This window comes from Methanobrevibacter sp., from assembly GCF_017447225.1.
Lineage (GTDB): Archaea > Methanobacteriota > Methanobacteria > Methanobacteriales > Methanobacteriaceae > Methanocatella.
On record NZ_JAFSNZ010000114.1, the window covers coordinates 1 to 15,803 of the forward strand.

20 protein-coding genes and 1 tRNA gene are annotated in these 15,803 nt (G+C 34.6%); 9 read left to right on the forward strand and 12 right to left on the reverse strand.

Translation table 11 applies throughout. From position 1 onward, the window contains the following. From rpl12p to IJQ68_RS10630, 8 genes are all read right to left on the reverse strand, one after another. On the reverse strand, positions 1-238 hold a 238-nt coding region (gene rpl12p / locus IJQ68_RS10595), incomplete at its 3' end, for a 50S ribosomal protein P1 (RefSeq protein WP_292800366.1). Positions 239-298: 60 nt separating this feature from the next. Beyond that, on the reverse strand, positions 299-1,312 hold the full coding sequence (locus IJQ68_RS10600; protein ID WP_292800369.1) for a 50S ribosomal protein L10: 1,014 nt from the start codon (positions 1,310-1,312) through the stop codon (positions 299-301). Then, positions 1,312-1,950, reverse strand: a complete 639-nt coding sequence (locus IJQ68_RS10605; RefSeq protein ID WP_292800371.1) for a 50S ribosomal protein L1 — start codon at positions 1,948-1,950, stop codon at positions 1,312-1,314. Before IJQ68_RS10605 ends, IJQ68_RS10600 begins: the two co-directional genes overlap by 1 nt. 175 nt (positions 1,951-2,125) lie before the next feature. Further along, positions 2,126-2,608 (reverse strand): 50S ribosomal protein L11, encoded by a 483-nt coding sequence (locus IJQ68_RS10610; RefSeq protein ID WP_292800373.1) that lies wholly within the window; start codon positions 2,606-2,608, stop codon positions 2,126-2,128. Further along, positions 2,608-3,075 (reverse strand): transcription elongation factor Spt5, encoded by a 468-nt coding sequence (locus tag IJQ68_RS10615; protein ID WP_292800376.1) that lies wholly within the window; start codon positions 3,073-3,075, stop codon positions 2,608-2,610. The genes IJQ68_RS10610 and IJQ68_RS10615 overlap by 1 nt, the downstream gene beginning before the upstream one ends. 235 nt (positions 3,076-3,310) lie before the next feature. Beyond that, on the reverse strand, positions 3,311-3,490 hold the full coding sequence (locus IJQ68_RS10620) for a protein translocase SEC61 complex subunit gamma (protein ID WP_292800379.1): 180 nt from the start codon (positions 3,488-3,490) through the stop codon (positions 3,311-3,313). A 122-nt stretch (positions 3,491-3,612) separates the two neighbouring features. After that, a complete protein-coding gene (gene ftsZ / locus IJQ68_RS10625; RefSeq protein WP_292800382.1) occupies positions 3,613-4,749 on the reverse strand; it encodes a cell division protein FtsZ in 1,137 nt (378 codons plus the stop codon). 126 nt (positions 4,750-4,875) lie between these two features. Continuing rightward, positions 4,876-5,439, reverse strand: a complete 564-nt coding sequence (locus IJQ68_RS10630) for a pyruvate kinase alpha/beta domain-containing protein (protein WP_292800385.1) — start codon at positions 5,437-5,439, stop codon at positions 4,876-4,878. A 50-nt stretch (positions 5,440-5,489) separates the two neighbouring features. Here IJQ68_RS10630 and IJQ68_RS10635 point away from each other — a divergent pair, with 50 nt between their 5' ends. The 7 genes from IJQ68_RS10635 to IJQ68_RS10665 all read left to right on the forward strand — a co-directional run bounded on the left by IJQ68_RS10635 (position 5,490) and on the right by IJQ68_RS10665 (position 9,605). Continuing rightward, positions 5,490-6,344 carry a coenzyme F420-0:L-glutamate ligase gene (locus IJQ68_RS10635; RefSeq protein WP_292800388.1) on the forward strand — a complete coding sequence of 285 codons (855 nt, stop codon included), beginning with the start codon at positions 5,490-5,492 and terminating at the stop codon, positions 6,342-6,344. A gap of 54 nt (positions 6,345-6,398) precedes the next feature. After that, on the forward strand, positions 6,399-6,938 hold the full coding sequence (locus tag IJQ68_RS10640; protein WP_292800391.1) for a transcription factor: 540 nt from the start codon (positions 6,399-6,401) through the stop codon (positions 6,936-6,938). Positions 6,939-6,943: 5 nt separating this feature from the next. Continuing rightward, positions 6,944-7,441, forward strand: coding sequence for a TIGR00295 family protein (locus tag IJQ68_RS10645; protein ID WP_292800393.1), 498 nt, complete (start codon positions 6,944-6,946; stop codon positions 7,439-7,441). Between the two features lie 2 nt (positions 7,442-7,443). After that, entirely contained in the window at positions 7,444-8,352 is a 909-nt protein-coding gene (locus IJQ68_RS10650) for a DUF5591 domain-containing protein (protein WP_292800397.1), read from the forward strand. A gap of 87 nt (positions 8,353-8,439) precedes the next feature. Then, the gene (locus IJQ68_RS10655; protein WP_292800400.1) at positions 8,440-8,724 is read left to right on the forward strand and encodes an iron-sulfur cluster assembly protein; all 285 of its coding nucleotides are present in this window, start codon (positions 8,440-8,442) and stop codon (positions 8,722-8,724) included. Positions 8,725-8,871: 147 nt separating this feature from the next. After that, a tRNA-Ile gene (locus IJQ68_RS10660) sits at positions 8,872-8,946 on the forward strand. Between the two features lie 143 nt (positions 8,947-9,089). Beyond that, entirely contained in the window at positions 9,090-9,605 is a 516-nt protein-coding gene (locus tag IJQ68_RS10665; RefSeq protein ID WP_292800402.1) for an amino acid-binding protein, read from the forward strand. Here IJQ68_RS10665 and IJQ68_RS10670 read toward each other — a convergent pair. Further along, positions 9,602-9,877 carry a HypC/HybG/HupF family hydrogenase formation chaperone gene (locus tag IJQ68_RS10670; RefSeq protein ID WP_292800404.1) on the reverse strand — a complete coding sequence of 92 codons (276 nt, stop codon included), beginning with the start codon at positions 9,875-9,877 and terminating at the stop codon, positions 9,602-9,604. The genes IJQ68_RS10665 and IJQ68_RS10670 overlap by 4 nt on opposite strands. Positions 9,878-9,961: 84 nt before the next feature. On the opposite strand from IJQ68_RS10670, the gene IJQ68_RS10675 reads away from it, so the two are divergent. Next, positions 9,962-11,257 (forward strand): NAD(P)/FAD-dependent oxidoreductase, encoded by a 1,296-nt coding sequence (locus tag IJQ68_RS10675; RefSeq protein ID WP_292800406.1) that lies wholly within the window; start codon positions 9,962-9,964, stop codon positions 11,255-11,257. A 1-nt stretch (position 11,258) separates the two neighbouring features. Here the strand turns inward: IJQ68_RS10675 and IJQ68_RS10680 are convergent, their stop codons facing one another. From IJQ68_RS10680 to IJQ68_RS10690, 3 genes are read right to left on the reverse strand one after another with little or no spacing between them, the layout of a single operon-like run. Beyond that, positions 11,259-12,311 carry a glycosyltransferase gene (locus tag IJQ68_RS10680; protein ID WP_292800409.1) on the reverse strand — a complete coding sequence of 351 codons (1,053 nt, stop codon included), beginning with the start codon at positions 12,309-12,311 and terminating at the stop codon, positions 11,259-11,261. Continuing rightward, complete coding sequence (locus IJQ68_RS10685) at positions 12,312-13,271, reverse strand: cell wall biosynthesis protein (protein WP_292800412.1); 960 nt, start codon at positions 13,269-13,271, stop codon at positions 12,312-12,314. It lies immediately after the preceding gene. Positions 13,272-13,328: 57 nt separating this feature from the next. Beyond that, a complete protein-coding gene (locus IJQ68_RS10690) occupies positions 13,329-14,390 on the reverse strand; it encodes an mRNA surveillance protein pelota (RefSeq protein WP_292800415.1) in 1,062 nt (353 codons plus the stop codon). 44 nt (positions 14,391-14,434) lie between these two features. Here IJQ68_RS10690 and IJQ68_RS10695 point away from each other — a divergent pair, with 44 nt between their 5' ends. Continuing rightward, on the forward strand, positions 14,435-15,727 hold the full coding sequence (locus tag IJQ68_RS10695; protein WP_292800418.1) for a prephenate dehydrogenase: 1,293 nt from the start codon (positions 14,435-14,437) through the stop codon (positions 15,725-15,727). The last annotated feature ends 76 nt before the right edge of the window (positions 15,728-15,803 follow it).

Sequence of the window (15,803 nt, forward strand, 5' to 3'; positions counted from 1 at the left end):
CTTCCTCTTCTTCTTCAGCTTCAGCTGCTGCTGGTGCAGCTGCTGCAGGAGCTGCTGCTGCCATAGCAGTAGTTTCCATAGCTTCGTCGATGTCAACATCTTCTAAAGCTGCGATTAAAGCTTTGATTCTAGCATCGTCAGCTTCAATTCCTGCTGCTTCAATAATACTTTTAACATTTTCTTCGTTAATATCTTTTTCTGCACTGTGCAAAATCATTGCCGCATATATATATTCCATGTTATCACCATTAGTTTATTTAAATAATTGTTTGTATCTTAAAAAATTTTAAATTAAATTTTAACCAAAGAGAGCTCCTAATCCAGCCATTGCTGTTTCTTCGGATGCTTCTTCCTCTTCTTCCTCTTCTTCTACTTCCTCTTCTTCAGCTTCTTCTGCTACTGGAGCTGCTGCTACAGCAACACTAGATAATTTTTCAGCCAATTCGTCATCGATTGCACCTTCTTTATCAGCGACAGCTGATGCAATAGCTAACATTTTAGCTTGTGCGAGTCCGATAATTGGTTCTGAAGTTTCTGAAGTTAATATTGCTGCTTCTACACCAACATTAATTGCTCTGGTGTATGCGAGAGTAATGATTGTGGAAATAGTTTCATCAGTAGGTATAGCTGCATTAACAGATAAATTAAACGCTTTAGCGAAAGCACTTTGAACATCTGCTAAAGTTTGTTCCTCATCGATTGCAAGTACTTCTGAAGTATAAATTGCTTCATCTTCGTATACTGCTTTTAAATCAATTCCTACTTCCATTGGATTAATATCCATTCTTGATAAGGTAGCTGCAACACTTTTAGATACTTCTTCGCCTGCTTCGACAACAACAGTATCTTTTTGAACTACAATTTTACCTTTTTCGATTTTTGCAGGAATTCCAACTTGCTGTAATTCACCTAAGAAAGGACCTGGTTCAAATCCTGTATCACCAGCCGGTACAACAATATCTTCAGGAGCAATGGTTCCCGGTTTAGCAGGAGCAGAAGTTTTGCTGTCTTCCAATATTTTGTACAATTTGAAAGGATTCATTTCAGTAGCAATAAGTGCAATTTGACCATCCATATGTCCAGACAAATCAACAATGTTGTTTTTACTAGCATTACAATCTTCAAGAGCTAAATCAATAAGGTTTTTCTTAGACATTCTGATAACAGCTTTACCTTTGAGGTTTTTTCTCATTTCTTGGAGCTGTTTTGCTGGAATGTTTAATAAATCGACAATACCAACAACATCATATTGGTCTATGATACCTTTGAGCTCAATAACTTCTTCTTTTTTCCATTCAGCAACATGAGCCATTAGATCACCCTCACAGTTGGACCCATAGTTGTTTTAATAAACATGGATTTTATTTGACTTCTTCCTTTTTCTAAATTGCGGTCTAAGACTGTAAGAACAGTTTCCACATTTTCAGCTATGTCTTCCTCGGACATGTCTTGGCTTCCGACAACAATTTGAATACTTGGTTGTTGTTTTACACCAACTTTGACAGTACTTTGTAATCTTTCTAAAAGAGGGTCAAGTTTGATACTAGCTGGCACAGGTTTTGGCATTTTGTTACGAGGACCAAGAATTGGACCTAGGAACCTACCAACAAGTGGCATCATATCAGCTTGAGCTATGAAGAAATCGACAGAGTTTGCTGCTTTTTTAGCTGCTTTCCTATCTTTTCCTAACTCTTCTAAATCTGTTTTGTTGATTACAAGATCGAGGCCTGCATCTTTAGCTTGAACAATGAGTTCCCCATCAGCTATGACTCCGATTTTTACCTCTTTGCCACGGCCGTTAGGAAGAGTAACTTCCTCATTAAACCTATTTTCTGGCCTTTTGACATCTAAGTCACGGATATTAATAATAATATCTACTGACTCTGTGAAGTTTCTCGGCTTTGATTGTTCTTTTGCCTCCTTCACCGCATTAACTATATCTTGTGTCATATTCGTCCCCCATGAACATTTTCTGTTCATTGGCTATTTTGGTTTCATGAGAATCGATTACAAGAAAAAATTCTTCACGATTGCATGAATTAAAAACAGTATATCAATTATAATTCGTAAATCATAACATCATATACACTGTTTACATATTAACTTAAATTTTATTAACTGATATCTATTCTAATAAGATATCATCATATTTACCAGCATCTACATCTTTTTGTGCTTCTCTTGGGTCTTTACCATCTACAGATAATCCCATACTTACACAGGTTCCCATAACTTCTTTCACACCTGCTTTGTAATCGTTAGAGAGTAATGAATCGAATTTCATTCTAGCGATTTTTAAAGCGGTTTCAATTGGTAAGTCATTGATAATATCTAAACCTGGTTCGTGAGAAGCTTTTTCGATGCCTAATTCTTGCATGATTAAAGCTGTAGTTGGTGGAGTACCGATTTCAATTTCGAAATCTTTTGTATCCCTATCAATGGTAACTTTAATAGGTACTTTCATACCTGCAAAGTCAGCACTTTTTTTATTAATTTCGTCAACTACTTGCATCATGTTAATACCGAAAGGTCCTAAAGCTGGGCCTAATGGAGGTCCAGGAGTAGCGCTTCCACCTTCGATAAGAACTTCGACTGTATCTTTAGCCATCAGTCAGCCTCCTTTTGAATTATTCTTATTTGATCAGCTTTAACAGTTACCGGAATCGGAACTGCTGCTTCTATTAACTCAAGAACAACTTCTTCACGTGATTCATCAATACGAACCACTTTAGCTCTTTCACCTTTAAATGGACCAGAAATAAGTTCGACAATACTTCCTTTTTGAATTGAGGAAATAATAGGTTCTGGTTTCAAGAATCTTTTTGCTTCTTCAAAGGTAATTCCACCCTTACCTTCAACAACACCTCTTAAATGTTGTACTTTTAAGTTAGGATTTCTTAAATCTATTTTTGTATCAGATTCAACTAAAATATACCCTTTTAAAGATTCCGGGACAAGAATTGAAGAAATACCTACACCAGGCATTTTAGCTTTACGTGCTAAAAGTCTAGCAACATTTCTTTCCTGACCTACAGAGGTTTTTAGAGCATATATGGAACTATTAGTATCTTCCATGAAAAATTCACCTATTTCAATATTCTTATTGTTAATAAAATCATATATTAAGTTAAAAGTTATTATAAAAACAATGTAACAAGATAAAATAATCTTGTAAAATAGATTTCTATAATATGAATATATCTATATATTATAGTATATATAGTTTTCAAAAAAACGATATTTTGAAAATAAAATTAAAATTTTATCATAATTAATTTGGGATCAAGATTGAAAAAAATAAAAAAAGGTTTTATAAACCAATCAATTGACCAACTAAAACTATAACAAAACCAATAACACCGATGATTAAAACACCTAATGCGGTAATTTTAGCTAAATCAAAGTATTCATTTCTATCTGGTTTTCTTGAAACTTTTAATACCCTTTTACTGTCTTTAACAAATCTATCAAAACGTTCTTGTACATTCATTTAAATACCCAAAATAAAAAATTTAGTAAATTATAACAAAATAATAATGTAATTATTTTGAATTTATTAATTAATAAAGTTTTCTATAAATCCAAAAAATATAAAAAATTTATATGATGGATTTAGAAAATACCATCAATAAAATCATCTAACTGATCAGTAGTGCTTTGAGCTTCGCCAGCAGATTCATCATCAGCATCGTCGAAATCAGCATTAGATACTCCATCACCGGATTCAATGCCTGAAACAACAATGGTTGTTCTGACAGTGCTTTGTAATGAAGGATCAAGTTGAGCACCCCAAATAATATTAGCTTCAGGATCTAATTTGTCAGCAACAACTTGCACGATTTTTTCAGATTCATGTAATGTTAAATCTTCACCACTGGAAATGTTAATTAAAGCACCAGTAGCATTTGAAATATCAATATCAAGTAAAGGACTGCTTAAAGCTTCATGTACAGATTCCAATGCTCTGTCTCCAGAGTCGGATTCACCCATACCAATCATTGCCATACCAGAGCATTCCATGATACTTTTAATATCTGCGAAGTCCAAACTTACAATACCTGGTTTTGTAATTAATTCAGTGATTCCTTTGACAGCTCTTCCTAAAATTTCATCAGAAACTAAAAATGCTTTAGTCAATGGGAGATTTGGAGCAACTTCCAATAATTTGTCATTAGGAATAATAATCACGGTATCAGCTGCTTCTTTGAGTTTTTCTAAACCTTCATCAGCATTATTTCTTCTTCTAATGCCTTCAGCTGAGAATGGCATTGTAACAACAGCCACAGTCAATGCACCTAATTTTTTAGCGATTTTTGCTACAATAGGGGCAGAACCAGTACCGGTTCCTCCACCAAGACCGCAGGTAACAAATACCATATCTGCGCCTTCAAGAGATTCTCTTATTTCATCTTCGGTTTCTTCAGCACATTCTTCACCAATGCTTGGATCTCCTCCTGCACCTAAACCGCCGGAAGTTTTTCTACCTAAGAGAATTTTTTTATCGGATTGACTGTAATATAAGTCTTGAGCATCAGTATTGACTGTGATTGTGTCTGCACCTTCAATACCAATTTCAGATAATCTTGAAATTGTGTTGTTTCCGGCACCACCGGCACCAACAACAAAAATATTAGTTTTTTGGATAAACCCGATTAAATCATCGTCAATATCGGATGTAATAGTTTTTTTGGAATCTACTTTTTCCATTCTTTCTTCAGATTCTTTGATTGCATCATCTATAAATTTCACGAACTAACCCCACATACGTTCTTAAAAATAATTGTTAAATATTTCTGTTTAAACTAATATTTAAATGCAACTATATTATTGAAAAAAATTAAAAAATAGTGTTAAAAAAATGAAATATTTGAGAATTTAATCTCTTGGCATTGCAATTATTTCATGTATTTTTAAATCGAACAGGTCTTTTGCATTGACTGGCGTTAATATTACTGCAGTATCCACTCCAGAACCTCTGCCACCAATAGCTATGATTTCTTCACCTACAGGTATTAACCCTGCATCAGCAGCCATTATTGATATTTCACATGCAACCTTAACACCATGGGAAATCATACGAAGCGTATCTGCAACAATGTCCAGTGGAGCATACCCCCCATATTTATTTGTTACGCCACGGTTTGCACCGCTGAACGCATGGGAACCAATAAATGTGGAAATGCCTTTTTCCTCAAGAGCATCCAGCATTTCATCGCTGATGTCTAATGTATTTTCTTCCTTGAATCCTGAATGATGGGTTACATTAACTATTTCTGCATCCCCGTTGACTGCATCATATAATTTCAATGCGGATTTACCGGTTGAAGAAGCAATGACAATAGTATCAATATCATCAGATTCATCCAGCCTTTCTTTTACGGCAGCTATCAATTCGTCTGTGTAATCTTCGCCCTGTTTTTCAAAGTATGTTATTTTCATTCAACTCACCTTTTAAATAACATTATGCAATATATAATATTTAAGATAGCATGATTGATGAAAATATAAAACATGTAATCAATGGAGATTACATTGTAATTCCAATTGAAACAGGATACATAAAACCGAATGAAGATTTAAGCTCCATAATAAATCCTGCACGTGAACTGATGGAAAATGGAGATTATCTGGTGATAGCGGAAACTCCAATATCCGTTTCACAGGGAAGACTGGTTGATGAGGCAGAATACACCCCATCACTTACAGCCAAATTCCTGACAACCGTTTGGAGCAAATACCTTTGGGGATACATATTGGGACCTTTACTTAAAATCAAAAAAAGAACCATAAAAAATTTAAGAAGATTACCCGAAGAAACTAAAGCGCATAAAGAAGTGGTTCTGCAGTTATATGGTCTAAAACATGCACTTAAACCTGCATCAGAAGCAGGAATTGATTTAAGTAATGCTCCAGGAACATGCGTTTCACTTTTGCCTGAAGACCCTGAAAAGGTTGCATGTGAAATTAAAGAAGATATCGGAAAGGATGTCTGTGTCATGATAATTGATACCGATGCGACATATATGAAAAACGGAAAATATTTCACAGGACTTCCAATAGCCATTGACGGAATCAAGGCGGACATGGGATTTTTCGGTTATGTTAAAGGCCAGTTGAGCGAAAATATGGGATCAACACCGCTCGGATGCAGCGAAAAGATAAGTGTTGAGGAAGGCCTGAAAATAGCAAACATTGCAGAAGATTATCAGAAGTCCCTGTCAACTGAAATGAAAACCATTCACAGTGTGAAAAAGGTTTTAGGAACTTCTGAAAGCGAAGTGACAATTGAGGCTCTCGACAGCATAACCCATACCCCTGCAGTAATCATCAGAAAAATCAACTAACTTTTTATAATAGAAAAAACAAATTACTTATATTATAGTTTTAGGGGTAATTAGATGATAAATAATCCAATTGTTAACGATTTTTTAGAAGGAATTGTAGATACGGATGATTTAAAAAATGTTAAAGCAATCATCCAAGCATTAATTGATGGAATTGAAACTGATGAAGCAATTCATGAAAAAACAGACATTAAACTAAATACTGTCAGAAAATTATTATACAAATTGCATGATGCTTCAATAGCTACCTACAAAAGAAATAAAGACCCTGAAACTCAATGGTTCACATATACCTGGAAATTTGACAAAGAAGAATATGTCGAAAAGATTACTGATTTTTATACAAACAGATTAAACGAAAGACAGGAAGCATTAAATAATTTAGAAAATAATCTTTACTTTGTTTGCTGTATGGACCAGGAACACTTCAAAGGAGATTATACTGAGTCTTCCGAATATGAATTCTACTGTCCGGTATGTGATTATGAGTTGGAACCATATGATGCTAAAAAAGAGAAAAGCCTATTGAAAAGAAGAATAACCATCGACAAAAAGAATTTCAAGAAATTTGAAGATGCAATCAACAAGCAATGATACAGATGGAAGAAATTGAAATTCTTAAAAAAGAAAAAACACCACAAAATGTTATTGACCACTCAATAGCAGTTTGCAAAAAGGCATCAAAAATAGCTGAAAATTTCCCTAAAGCTGACAAAGAGCTGATTAAGACTGGTGCTTTATTGCATGATATCGGAAGATCAAAAACGCATGATATCACACATGCAGTTGTTGGGTGTGAGATTGCACGTGATTATGGCTATTCCCAGGATGTTTTAAATATCATTGAAAGACATATCGGTGCGGGAATTACCAAAGAGGAATCTCGTGCATTAGGTCTTTTTGAAAAATCTTATGTTCCACAAAGTCTGGAAGAGAAAATTGTTGCTCATGCAGATAATCTGATTAGCGGAACAAAAGAAGTTGATGTTGATTATGTTATAAAAAAATGGGAATCCCGAATGGAAAACCCTCAAGATAATATTAAACGTTTAATTAAACTTGATGAAGAATTGATACAAGCTTTTAAGGATGATTAGTTATGAAAGTAATATGTTCAAGTGAAGAGTCTTTGTATAGGCCTGAAGCGGTTAGATGGAGACAGAGAATGGAGTGGATGAAACCTGTTGGAGACAGTGTTGTTCTGCTTCCGTGCAGTATGAAAAAACCTTATTCAAATTCCAAATCCCACCAGGCATTCAGAAAAGTTACCAGATCATTTCAGGAACTTATTGTGACTTCACCATTCGGAATCTGTCCAAGAGAACTTGAAAATACTTTCCCGATACAATCTTACGATGTCAGCACAACAGGAACATGGTCACAGGATGAAATTAGGGAAACCGGCAGGCTAATCGAAAAGTATTGTGAAGGCAAAAATGTTATTGCACATCTTGCCGGAGGATATTTGGAATCATGTGAAGCATTTTTGGATGATTTTACATTAACCTGCAAAAACGGTAAACCCACTTCACCGGATTCAATCTATAACTTACGAATGGAACTTAAAAACCATAAAAAAATAAACAGACGGGATAAGGTTTTAAATGAACTTAGATCAATTGCCATTTATCAGTTTGGTCCGAAAGCAAAAGACTTCATTCCGGATAATGTGAAAACAAAAGGAAGATACCATAAACAGATTATTGTTGATGGAACCCAAATTGCTCTTTTAAATAAAGATTATGGACTTTACCGTTTGAATCTTGCTGGTGGAGAAATATTGAAGGATTTGGGTATTAATGTGGTGAATATCGATTTCAATCTGGAAACCAATACTGTTTTCGCACCAGGCATTAACAAAGCTAGCCACAATATCATCCCTAACGACGAGGTTGTTGTTGTAAAGGACGATGAGGTTGTTGGAGTTGGAAAAGCTATTTTAACTGGTCGTGAAATGGAAGAATGTTCAAATGGAATTGGTGTTAAAATCAAGCACCGTGTAAAATAATTTTTGAAAAACAATAATCTTTAAATATGTTATAGAAATATAATAAGTGTTATACAAATTTATAATGATTTATGAGGTGACTATTAAATGTCAGAAGAATTAGTTAATTCAATAAGAGATGCAGTTTCTGTAATTAATGACCCTCACATGGGCGTAAGTATCGTTGAAATGGGAATTGTCCAAGATATTAGTGTTGACGGTGATGAAGCAAAAATTATTATTAAACCAACCAACCCAGGTTGTATGAGTGTTGCTCGTATCGCTGCAGATGCTAAAACTCAAGCTGAAAAAGTTGAAGGAGTATCTAAAGCAATCATTGTCGTTGAAGGACATGCTATGGCAGAATCCATCAATGAAATGATTAACAGATAAATCCAATTCATAACACCACACCCAATACCATTACTAATTAAGTTAATTAAAACAATTAACTTTTAATTTTTAATTTTTCAGGCAAAAATGCCTTAAAACCAAAACACTTATATAGTGATGATAACTAAAAATATATTTGTTGTATATAGGCTAGTGGCACAGCTTGGTTAGCGCGCTCGGCTGATAACCGGGAGGTCATGGGTTCGAATCCCATCTAGCCTACTTTTACTAAACTCTTTTTTAATGATTTTTTCTTACATGATTATTTTATCAAAATTTTATTAGGTTCAATTTTGAACAGTCATTTTCCAAATTTTTAAATACTATATTCAACATAACATAACTTAAATGTACAAAAAAGTGTAATGAGGGATAAAATGTGGGAAAAAATTCATGAAAAATTTAAAAAATATCCTGCTAGAATACGCGTTGCAGAGAAAATGATTGAACTAGGCTTATCTTTACATGAAGATGGAAAAATATACTGCGGTAATTTAAAAATAAGTGATAAAGCACTTGCTACAGCTGCAGATGTTGACAGAAGAGCCATAAAATCAACGATTGAAGTAATTCAAAATGATCCCGAATTATTTGACTTATTCAGCAACATTATCCCTGCGGGAACATTACTTAAAAATATTGCAAAAAAAATCAATCTTGGAGTTATTGAAATAGAGGTAAACTCCGAAAACGAAGGAATGCTTGCTACAATAACACATATTATTTCAAAAAAAGGAATAAACATAAGACAAGCTTATGCAGAAGACAGCACTATGCAGGAATATCCTCTTCTTACATTAATAACTGAAAATCCTATTGATGGTGAACTGATTAATGAGCTTATGAAAATAGAAGGAATAAATAGAGTATCAATATACTAATCTAATCCTGCTTCCATTCTAGCTTTTTCCATTTCTCTATCTTCTTCTTCAAGAACTTCCAATAATTCTTCCCAAGCTTCTAAAGATTCTTTAGCAGCTTCTTCACTTAATTTTTCAATAGCATAACCTGCATGGATTAAAACATATTCACCAATTTCAACATCAGGAAGCAAATCCATTTTAGCCTGTTGTCTTGCTCCACCAAAATCAGCGTATAGTACATTAGCTTCTCTGTCAATTTTAACAATTTGTGCTGGTGCTGCAATACACATATTTTTCATCTCCAATAATTAAATTAATTAATACTTAAAATATATTATTAATCATTATATAAAATTATCTAAAATGGTGATGAGATGACAAATATTGTAATAGGATCCGGCCCGGCAGGCAGATTAGGCTCTTATGAACTTGGAAAACTAGGGCAAGACGTAATTTTAATTGAAAAGAACCATATTGCAGGAACTTGTTTAAACGAAGGCTGTATGGTCATTTGCGCATTAAGCGACATTTCAAAATTTATCGATTCAAACAAAAGATTTAACAGCTACGGTTTCATTAAAAGCCAAATTGATATCAGTTACGAAAAGATAACTGAAAAAATAATAGAAACTCAGGAAAAACTTCGTAAATTGAATCAGATAGAAAATGAAAGTGTTGGAAATAATGTTATCTATGGAGAAGCTGAAATTAATGACAACATTGTAAAAGTTAACGGCGAAAGCTTCGAATACGATAATCTGTTAATAGCTACAGGCGCAAGACCACATATTCCTGATGTGAAAGGAAGCGAATACGGCCTGACAAATAAGGACATCCTAAAGCTTGATGAAATACCGGATAAATTAAATATTATCGGAGGAGGAATCATTGCCTGTGAAATAGCTAATATCTTCTCAACATTAGGCAGTGAAGTTAACGTTATTGTCAGAAGCAAATTTTTAAAAGAAATAGACAGCGACACGAAAGAGTATGTGTTGAAACATATCATGCCTGATGTTAACATTCTAGAAAATACAGGCATTGAAGAATGCGGAAAAAACAGAATCATTACCTCTGATGGTGATGAACTTGAAGGAATTCCATTTTTCGCAACAGGAAGAGTTCCGAATTCTGAAATTGCTGAAGGATTTGTTGACCTTAATGCCGACAACACAATAAAAGTCAATGAATTTATGAAAACTTCACGCGATAATGTATATGCTGCAGGAGATGTGACAGGGGGTTGGCAGCTGACTCCAGTAGCAAGAATGGAGGGCATTTGTGCTGCAAGAAATATGGCCGGCTACTTGAATAAGGTAAGCTATGACTGCGTTCCTCAAACCATAAGCTTAAACACCGAAGTCAGTTTCGTGGAAAATGAAAAAATTGGCGATGTGGAAACTGAAACAATTTCCATTCCGGGAATTGCAGGACCTGGTGCATTCTGGAAAATACTGACCGGAGATACAGGATATGCAAAAATCGAATTTGACAGTGAAAACAACAGAATAAAAAAGATTAACACAATATCACCATCATCAACAAGTGATGTAGCGTATTTATCTTATCTGATGAGAATAGACTCTCCGTTAGATGAATATTCAAATTTCCTTGAAGTGCATCCGTCTACAGATACAAACTATAAAATCATTAAAAATTTGTGGTTATAATCTATTTACCACAAATATCTATTATTTTTTCAGCCAATTCATCCCTGGTGGCTAAAAGTTCTTTTGAATATTTATTAGAATTAGATTTAAGTGAATCATAATTTTCAAATGCTTTTAAAATAGTTTCATTTGCATCTTCAATGCTTGATTCCAGAATAGCTCCTTCAAAAATGCCTGCAATATTGTGATATCTTCCCCATTTAATCTTGGTTACGGTTACAATAGGGATTTCACATGCAGTAACCTCTTCAACCATAACTCCATCATCAGTAAGAACTGCCAAGTCAATAAAGTCATAAAGATGTTTTAGCCAATCAATAAAGCCCAGATAAATTATTTTATTTTGATCAATCAAATCCATATATTCATCATGCATAGGATGGCCAACCAAAAGCAGATTATAATCGTCTGTGAAATTGGAGAAATTTGTTGCCGTTTCAATCATACCTTTAAAAAGAGATGAACCTGAAGAAAAGAGAATTGTCTTTTTATTTTCATCGAATAATGAGATTTTTTTAAGATTTTCAAGAGCAATAGCCCCATTTCCAGAATTAACATCATCACTTAATGGATAATATGCCTTAGATAAATTGTCCGGAAGATTATTCTCTCTGAATAAATAGTATTCGGGCAGAATGATACAGTGATTTAGTCTAGGAGACACTTTCATATCCAATGGAGTGCAGCATAAGCAGGCACATGGCTTTCTTGATAGTTTAGCTCCAACACTAGCTACAATAGCTCCCCCACCAATTATTCCGACGACAAAATCAACATCGAGTTTATTGATTAATTTTCTGACTTTAAAAGTAGCTGTCAGCATTCTAAAAGCGGCTTTAATGGAAGTCAGTTTTGTTGCCGCATGACCTCCCGCCTGAGGTATTGAAATTTTGTGCCAGGAATATCCTTTCTTTTTAAACAGAATTCCAGGTGCGGATTCATCCAGAGCCAGTTCACATTGAATTCCTTTTTCTTCCAGAGCAGAAATGACATTATATGCTATAACTGCATCACCACCCAATCCTCTTCCTGTGATGACGACCAATGCTTTCATCTAATCACCACGACGAAGGGATGAAGGTTCTTTAGGAATAATAGCATCAGTGTGAATTGCATGAGGATTAAAAAGCAATCTTCTAAAACCTAATGCTATTAAAAGTTCATTTTTAACTTCATATTGTTTGTCTTTAAGAATCCATTTACGCAGCAAGTCACCTAATCCTCCACCGGTTAAAACGTCCATAATGAAGTCTCCGAATGTTGGGTCAAGTAATCTTAGGCGTTGTCTGAAAAAGACTTTTAGTGTGCTTCTTCTGACAAATGCTGTGAAACAAACTGTGAAAATAGTAAGTAGTATTGTCCACCAGAATCCGCCGGTCAGATAGAATGCAATTCCCAAAGCTACTGCAAAAGTATGGTTTCCAACTTCCCCTAACATGATTTTTCCTGCGAAATCCAATGGGCAGTATGCCAAACATACTACAAATATCAATAAAGGAGTGTAAACTGCAGGAAGCTCTTCAACTGGGAGTGTTCCAACCAATAACATACATATTACAGTGACAATTGACATTACCATAGTTACCATTGCGCATGATCCCGGCTGCATATCTGAAATATTCAATGGCTGTATTAAGAAAGCTATGACAATTGATGACAGCCCGAATCCATGAATAAATCCTACAAGCATGACCAGAAGCATTCCAATTCCTCTGGAGAATTGGCCGATTTCAATATTCATAAAGCTGAATTTTCTTCTACCGAATATGTCATCAATGAATGCGAAAATACCGATGATTAAAACCAGATCATTATATCCCGGGAGCATATAAAAAGATAAGATGATAAACGGAATAATTCCAACACCACGAGGAATGCCTCCCCTTACATTGGGAAACAAGTTACCTAACAATCCTCTTTTACCCAAGAATCTAAATAATGCATCTACAACTGCTGTTCCCAAAAGACAAATGATGAAAACATAGATAAATGCAAAAACCATCGACATGTACATAATACTAACCTATTTTATTTATCACTTATAAGTTATAATAATAATCCTATATAAAATCTATGATATGGCATATCTTAAAATAGCTGCAATGCCACCTAAACTTTCCAATTGTTTTCCTCCATCATGTTCACAACTAATAACCATCACATCACCTTTCATATTCTCAACCATGTCCATTTGTTGACCTAAATTATTTGTTGCTACCATCTTATCCAATATCAGGAGTTTATCAACAGCACCTAAATTAATGGCTTCGGTTGTTTCTTTTATACCATAAGCAACTTTTGAAGAGTTCTTAGCAATCTCTTCCAAAAGGTTTTCAACAGCAACCATTTCACTGGCAACCCTATTTTCTACCGTTAATTTTTCAACTGTGCCTTTTTTTAGAACTTCATGAATTCCAACTCTTCCTCCGGTTCCGGTGTTTTCAATGATGGATTTTGAAGCCAAATCCTTATGTTTATCCTTAAGGTAATCATAGAAATCATTTTTATAGAATCCAGGTCCTGCAACTATAATATTCTGAATTGAATCGAATTTATTTAGGGATTCAACGATTGTTTCATAGAACTTGACGATATTTTTGTTTCTATTTTTATCAAGAATACGTTTTCCAGAAATATTTCCTTTAATAGGACCATAATATTCAATGCCGAATTGTCTCATCAAGCCTAATGTAGCAGTGTCATCCTCAATGACAACAATGATTGCGGATAATTTTTTAGAAGCATCAATGGCCTGTTTCAGTCTTTTCAATGCCCATTTTGGCCATTTAACTTTTTTAATCGTTAACGGAGTATTCAGCTTGACTTCAAGAGTGTGATGAGACCCTAGGGGAATCAGATCTTCAGGACTTCTTGTAATGACGCCAGTTAATCTTAATTTGCCGGTGAATAAATGAAAACTGATGCTTTCAACATCAATTCCCAAGTAAAATGTCTTTTTAACTCCCCTGTCACTTCTTAATTTATCTCCAGTATTGTCTTGAATACGACGGGTCGTTTTGGATGAAACATTGTCTCCCACTTCTGCAATATGTGACAGATGCCACAAATCATCCAATGTTTCAGGAATGACTTCGACAATTCCTTCTTTTGTATCTTGTTTAATGACTTTCATTGTATTAATTATTTTTATATGTAATGTTTATTAAAGTTATTAATATGAAAATTGGAATAATCGGTGGAACTGACGGATTGGGAAAAACCCTGGTCTATTATTTTAGGGACGAATTTGATGTGAGCATTAGTGCAAGAGACCATGAAAAAGGATATAAAGTTGCAGAAGAATTGAATGTAAATTATATAGAATCAAACAAACAGTTAGCAGCAATAAGCAATATTTTGATAATTTCAGTTCCTATCCATCACACCCAGTCAGTTATTCGTGAAGTTGCACCGTTTATGAAAAAAGGTTCCGTGATGATTGATGTCACATCAGTAAAAGAAGAGCCTCTAAAAACAATGGAGGAATGTCTGCCGGACAATGTCGAATACATTCCGACCCATCCGGTTTTCGGTCCGAGAACAACGGAACTTGACAATCAGGTTATTGTACTGACCGCCCCTAAAAAAGGCAAATGGTATAAAAAGGTTTATGATTATCTATCTGGAAAGAATATGCGGATAATTGAAACTACAGCGCAGCATCATGATTATATGATGAGTGTAGTGCAGGTTCTAACCCATTTCTCATTTATTTCAACTGCTTCAGCAATGGAGAAACTTAAAGTTGACATTACAGAAACCGAAGATTATGAAAGTCCTATTTACAATCTGATGATTGATATGATTGCACGTATTGTTTCACAAACCCCGTATCTGACATACTACATCCAGTCAATGAACAATAACGGGTCAAAAATCAGAAACGCTTTTACTGATGCGGTCATTGAACTTAGGGATGCCATTGAAGCTGAAGATGACGAGAAGTTCGTTGAACTGGCCATTGAAGCTACGAAAAATATGGGTGATATTCAGAATGCTTTGGGTAGAAGTGACAAGGCAATCAATGCATTGAACCATGAATTCAATTTATTGACGGAATCGATCGGCCATGAAATAGCTCTTGAACATATTTATTCCGGTAAAGTTCATATAGGCGTTTTGGAAAAAGTCGATGGTAAATATGCTGTTTTGGATAATGGAACCCGATTAAGAATAGCCAATATTAAAGTTTTAAACGAAGAAGAGCTTTATCAATGGAAATTGGATAACATCAAGCAGAAACATGAATCAATCAGTTGCCTCTTTCCGGATACTGTGACGCCAAATATCATTGTTGAAACCATCGAGAATATGGCCGACATTACTGAAGTAATATTAACAGACATTTACAAAGGCCCACAAATTAGCGAAGGATACGAAAGCTTAACTTTTGACGTTAAAGGATTGTCAAAAGAGGCCATTAATAATGTTAAAAAGGTTTTGACCGGATTTGGTGGAGTCATAAGATAATCAATCCGATTTCTTATTTTTTTATTAATCCTAAAATAATGTTCGTTTTTAATCGAACAAATATTAAAGTAATCAA

What these genes read in the sequence shown, in the direction of transcription:
- IJQ68_RS10675 (WP_292800406.1), top strand. Translation starts at nt 9,962, where the DNA reads ATGACAAATATTGTAATAGGATCCGGCCCGGCAGGCAGATTAGGCTCT.
- IJQ68_RS10655 (WP_292800400.1), top strand. Translation starts at nt 8,440, where the DNA reads ATGTCAGAAGAATTAGTTAATTCAATAAGAGATGCAGTTTCTGTAATT.
- IJQ68_RS10620 (WP_292800379.1), bottom strand. Translation starts at nt 3,490, where the DNA reads ATGAATGTACAAGAACGTTTTGATAGATTTGTTAAAGACAGTAAAAGG.
- IJQ68_RS10605 (WP_292800371.1), bottom strand. Translation starts at nt 1,950, where the DNA reads ATGACACAAGATATAGTTAATGCGGTGAAGGAGGCAAAAGAACAATCA.
- IJQ68_RS10670 (WP_292800404.1), bottom strand. Translation starts at nt 9,877, where the DNA reads ATGTGTATTGCAGCACCAGCACAAATTGTTAAAATTGACAGAGAAGCT.
- IJQ68_RS10640 (WP_292800391.1), top strand. Translation starts at nt 6,399, where the DNA reads ATGATAAATAATCCAATTGTTAACGATTTTTTAGAAGGAATTGTAGAT.
- IJQ68_RS10645 (WP_292800393.1), top strand. Translation starts at nt 6,944, where the DNA reads ATGGAAGAAATTGAAATTCTTAAAAAAGAAAAAACACCACAAAATGTT.
- IJQ68_RS10665 (WP_292800402.1), top strand. Translation starts at nt 9,090, where the DNA reads ATGAGGGATAAAATGTGGGAAAAAATTCATGAAAAATTTAAAAAATAT.
- IJQ68_RS10630 (WP_292800385.1), bottom strand. Translation starts at nt 5,439, where the DNA reads ATGAAAATAACATACTTTGAAAAACAGGGCGAAGATTACACAGACGAA.
- IJQ68_RS10690 (WP_292800415.1), bottom strand. Translation starts at nt 14,390, where the DNA reads ATGAAAGTCATTAAACAAGATACAAAAGAAGGAATTGTCGAAGTCATT.
- IJQ68_RS10615 (WP_292800376.1), bottom strand. Translation starts at nt 3,075, where the DNA reads ATGGAAGATACTAATAGTTCCATATATGCTCTAAAAACCTCTGTAGGT.
- IJQ68_RS10610 (WP_292800373.1), bottom strand. Translation starts at nt 2,608, where the DNA reads ATGGCTAAAGATACAGTCGAAGTTCTTATCGAAGGTGGAAGCGCTACT.
- IJQ68_RS10695 (WP_292800418.1), top strand. Translation starts at nt 14,435, where the DNA reads ATGAAAATTGGAATAATCGGTGGAACTGACGGATTGGGAAAAACCCTG.
- IJQ68_RS10635 (WP_292800388.1), top strand. Translation starts at nt 5,490, where the DNA reads ATGATTGATGAAAATATAAAACATGTAATCAATGGAGATTACATTGTA.
- IJQ68_RS10680 (WP_292800409.1), bottom strand. Translation starts at nt 12,311, where the DNA reads ATGAAAGCATTGGTCGTCATCACAGGAAGAGGATTGGGTGGTGATGCA.
- IJQ68_RS10600 (WP_292800369.1), bottom strand. Translation starts at nt 1,312, where the DNA reads ATGGCTCATGTTGCTGAATGGAAAAAAGAAGAAGTTATTGAGCTCAAA.
- IJQ68_RS10650 (WP_292800397.1), top strand. Translation starts at nt 7,444, where the DNA reads ATGAAAGTAATATGTTCAAGTGAAGAGTCTTTGTATAGGCCTGAAGCG.
- IJQ68_RS10685 (WP_292800412.1), bottom strand. Translation starts at nt 13,271, where the DNA reads ATGTACATGTCGATGGTTTTTGCATTTATCTATGTTTTCATCATTTGT.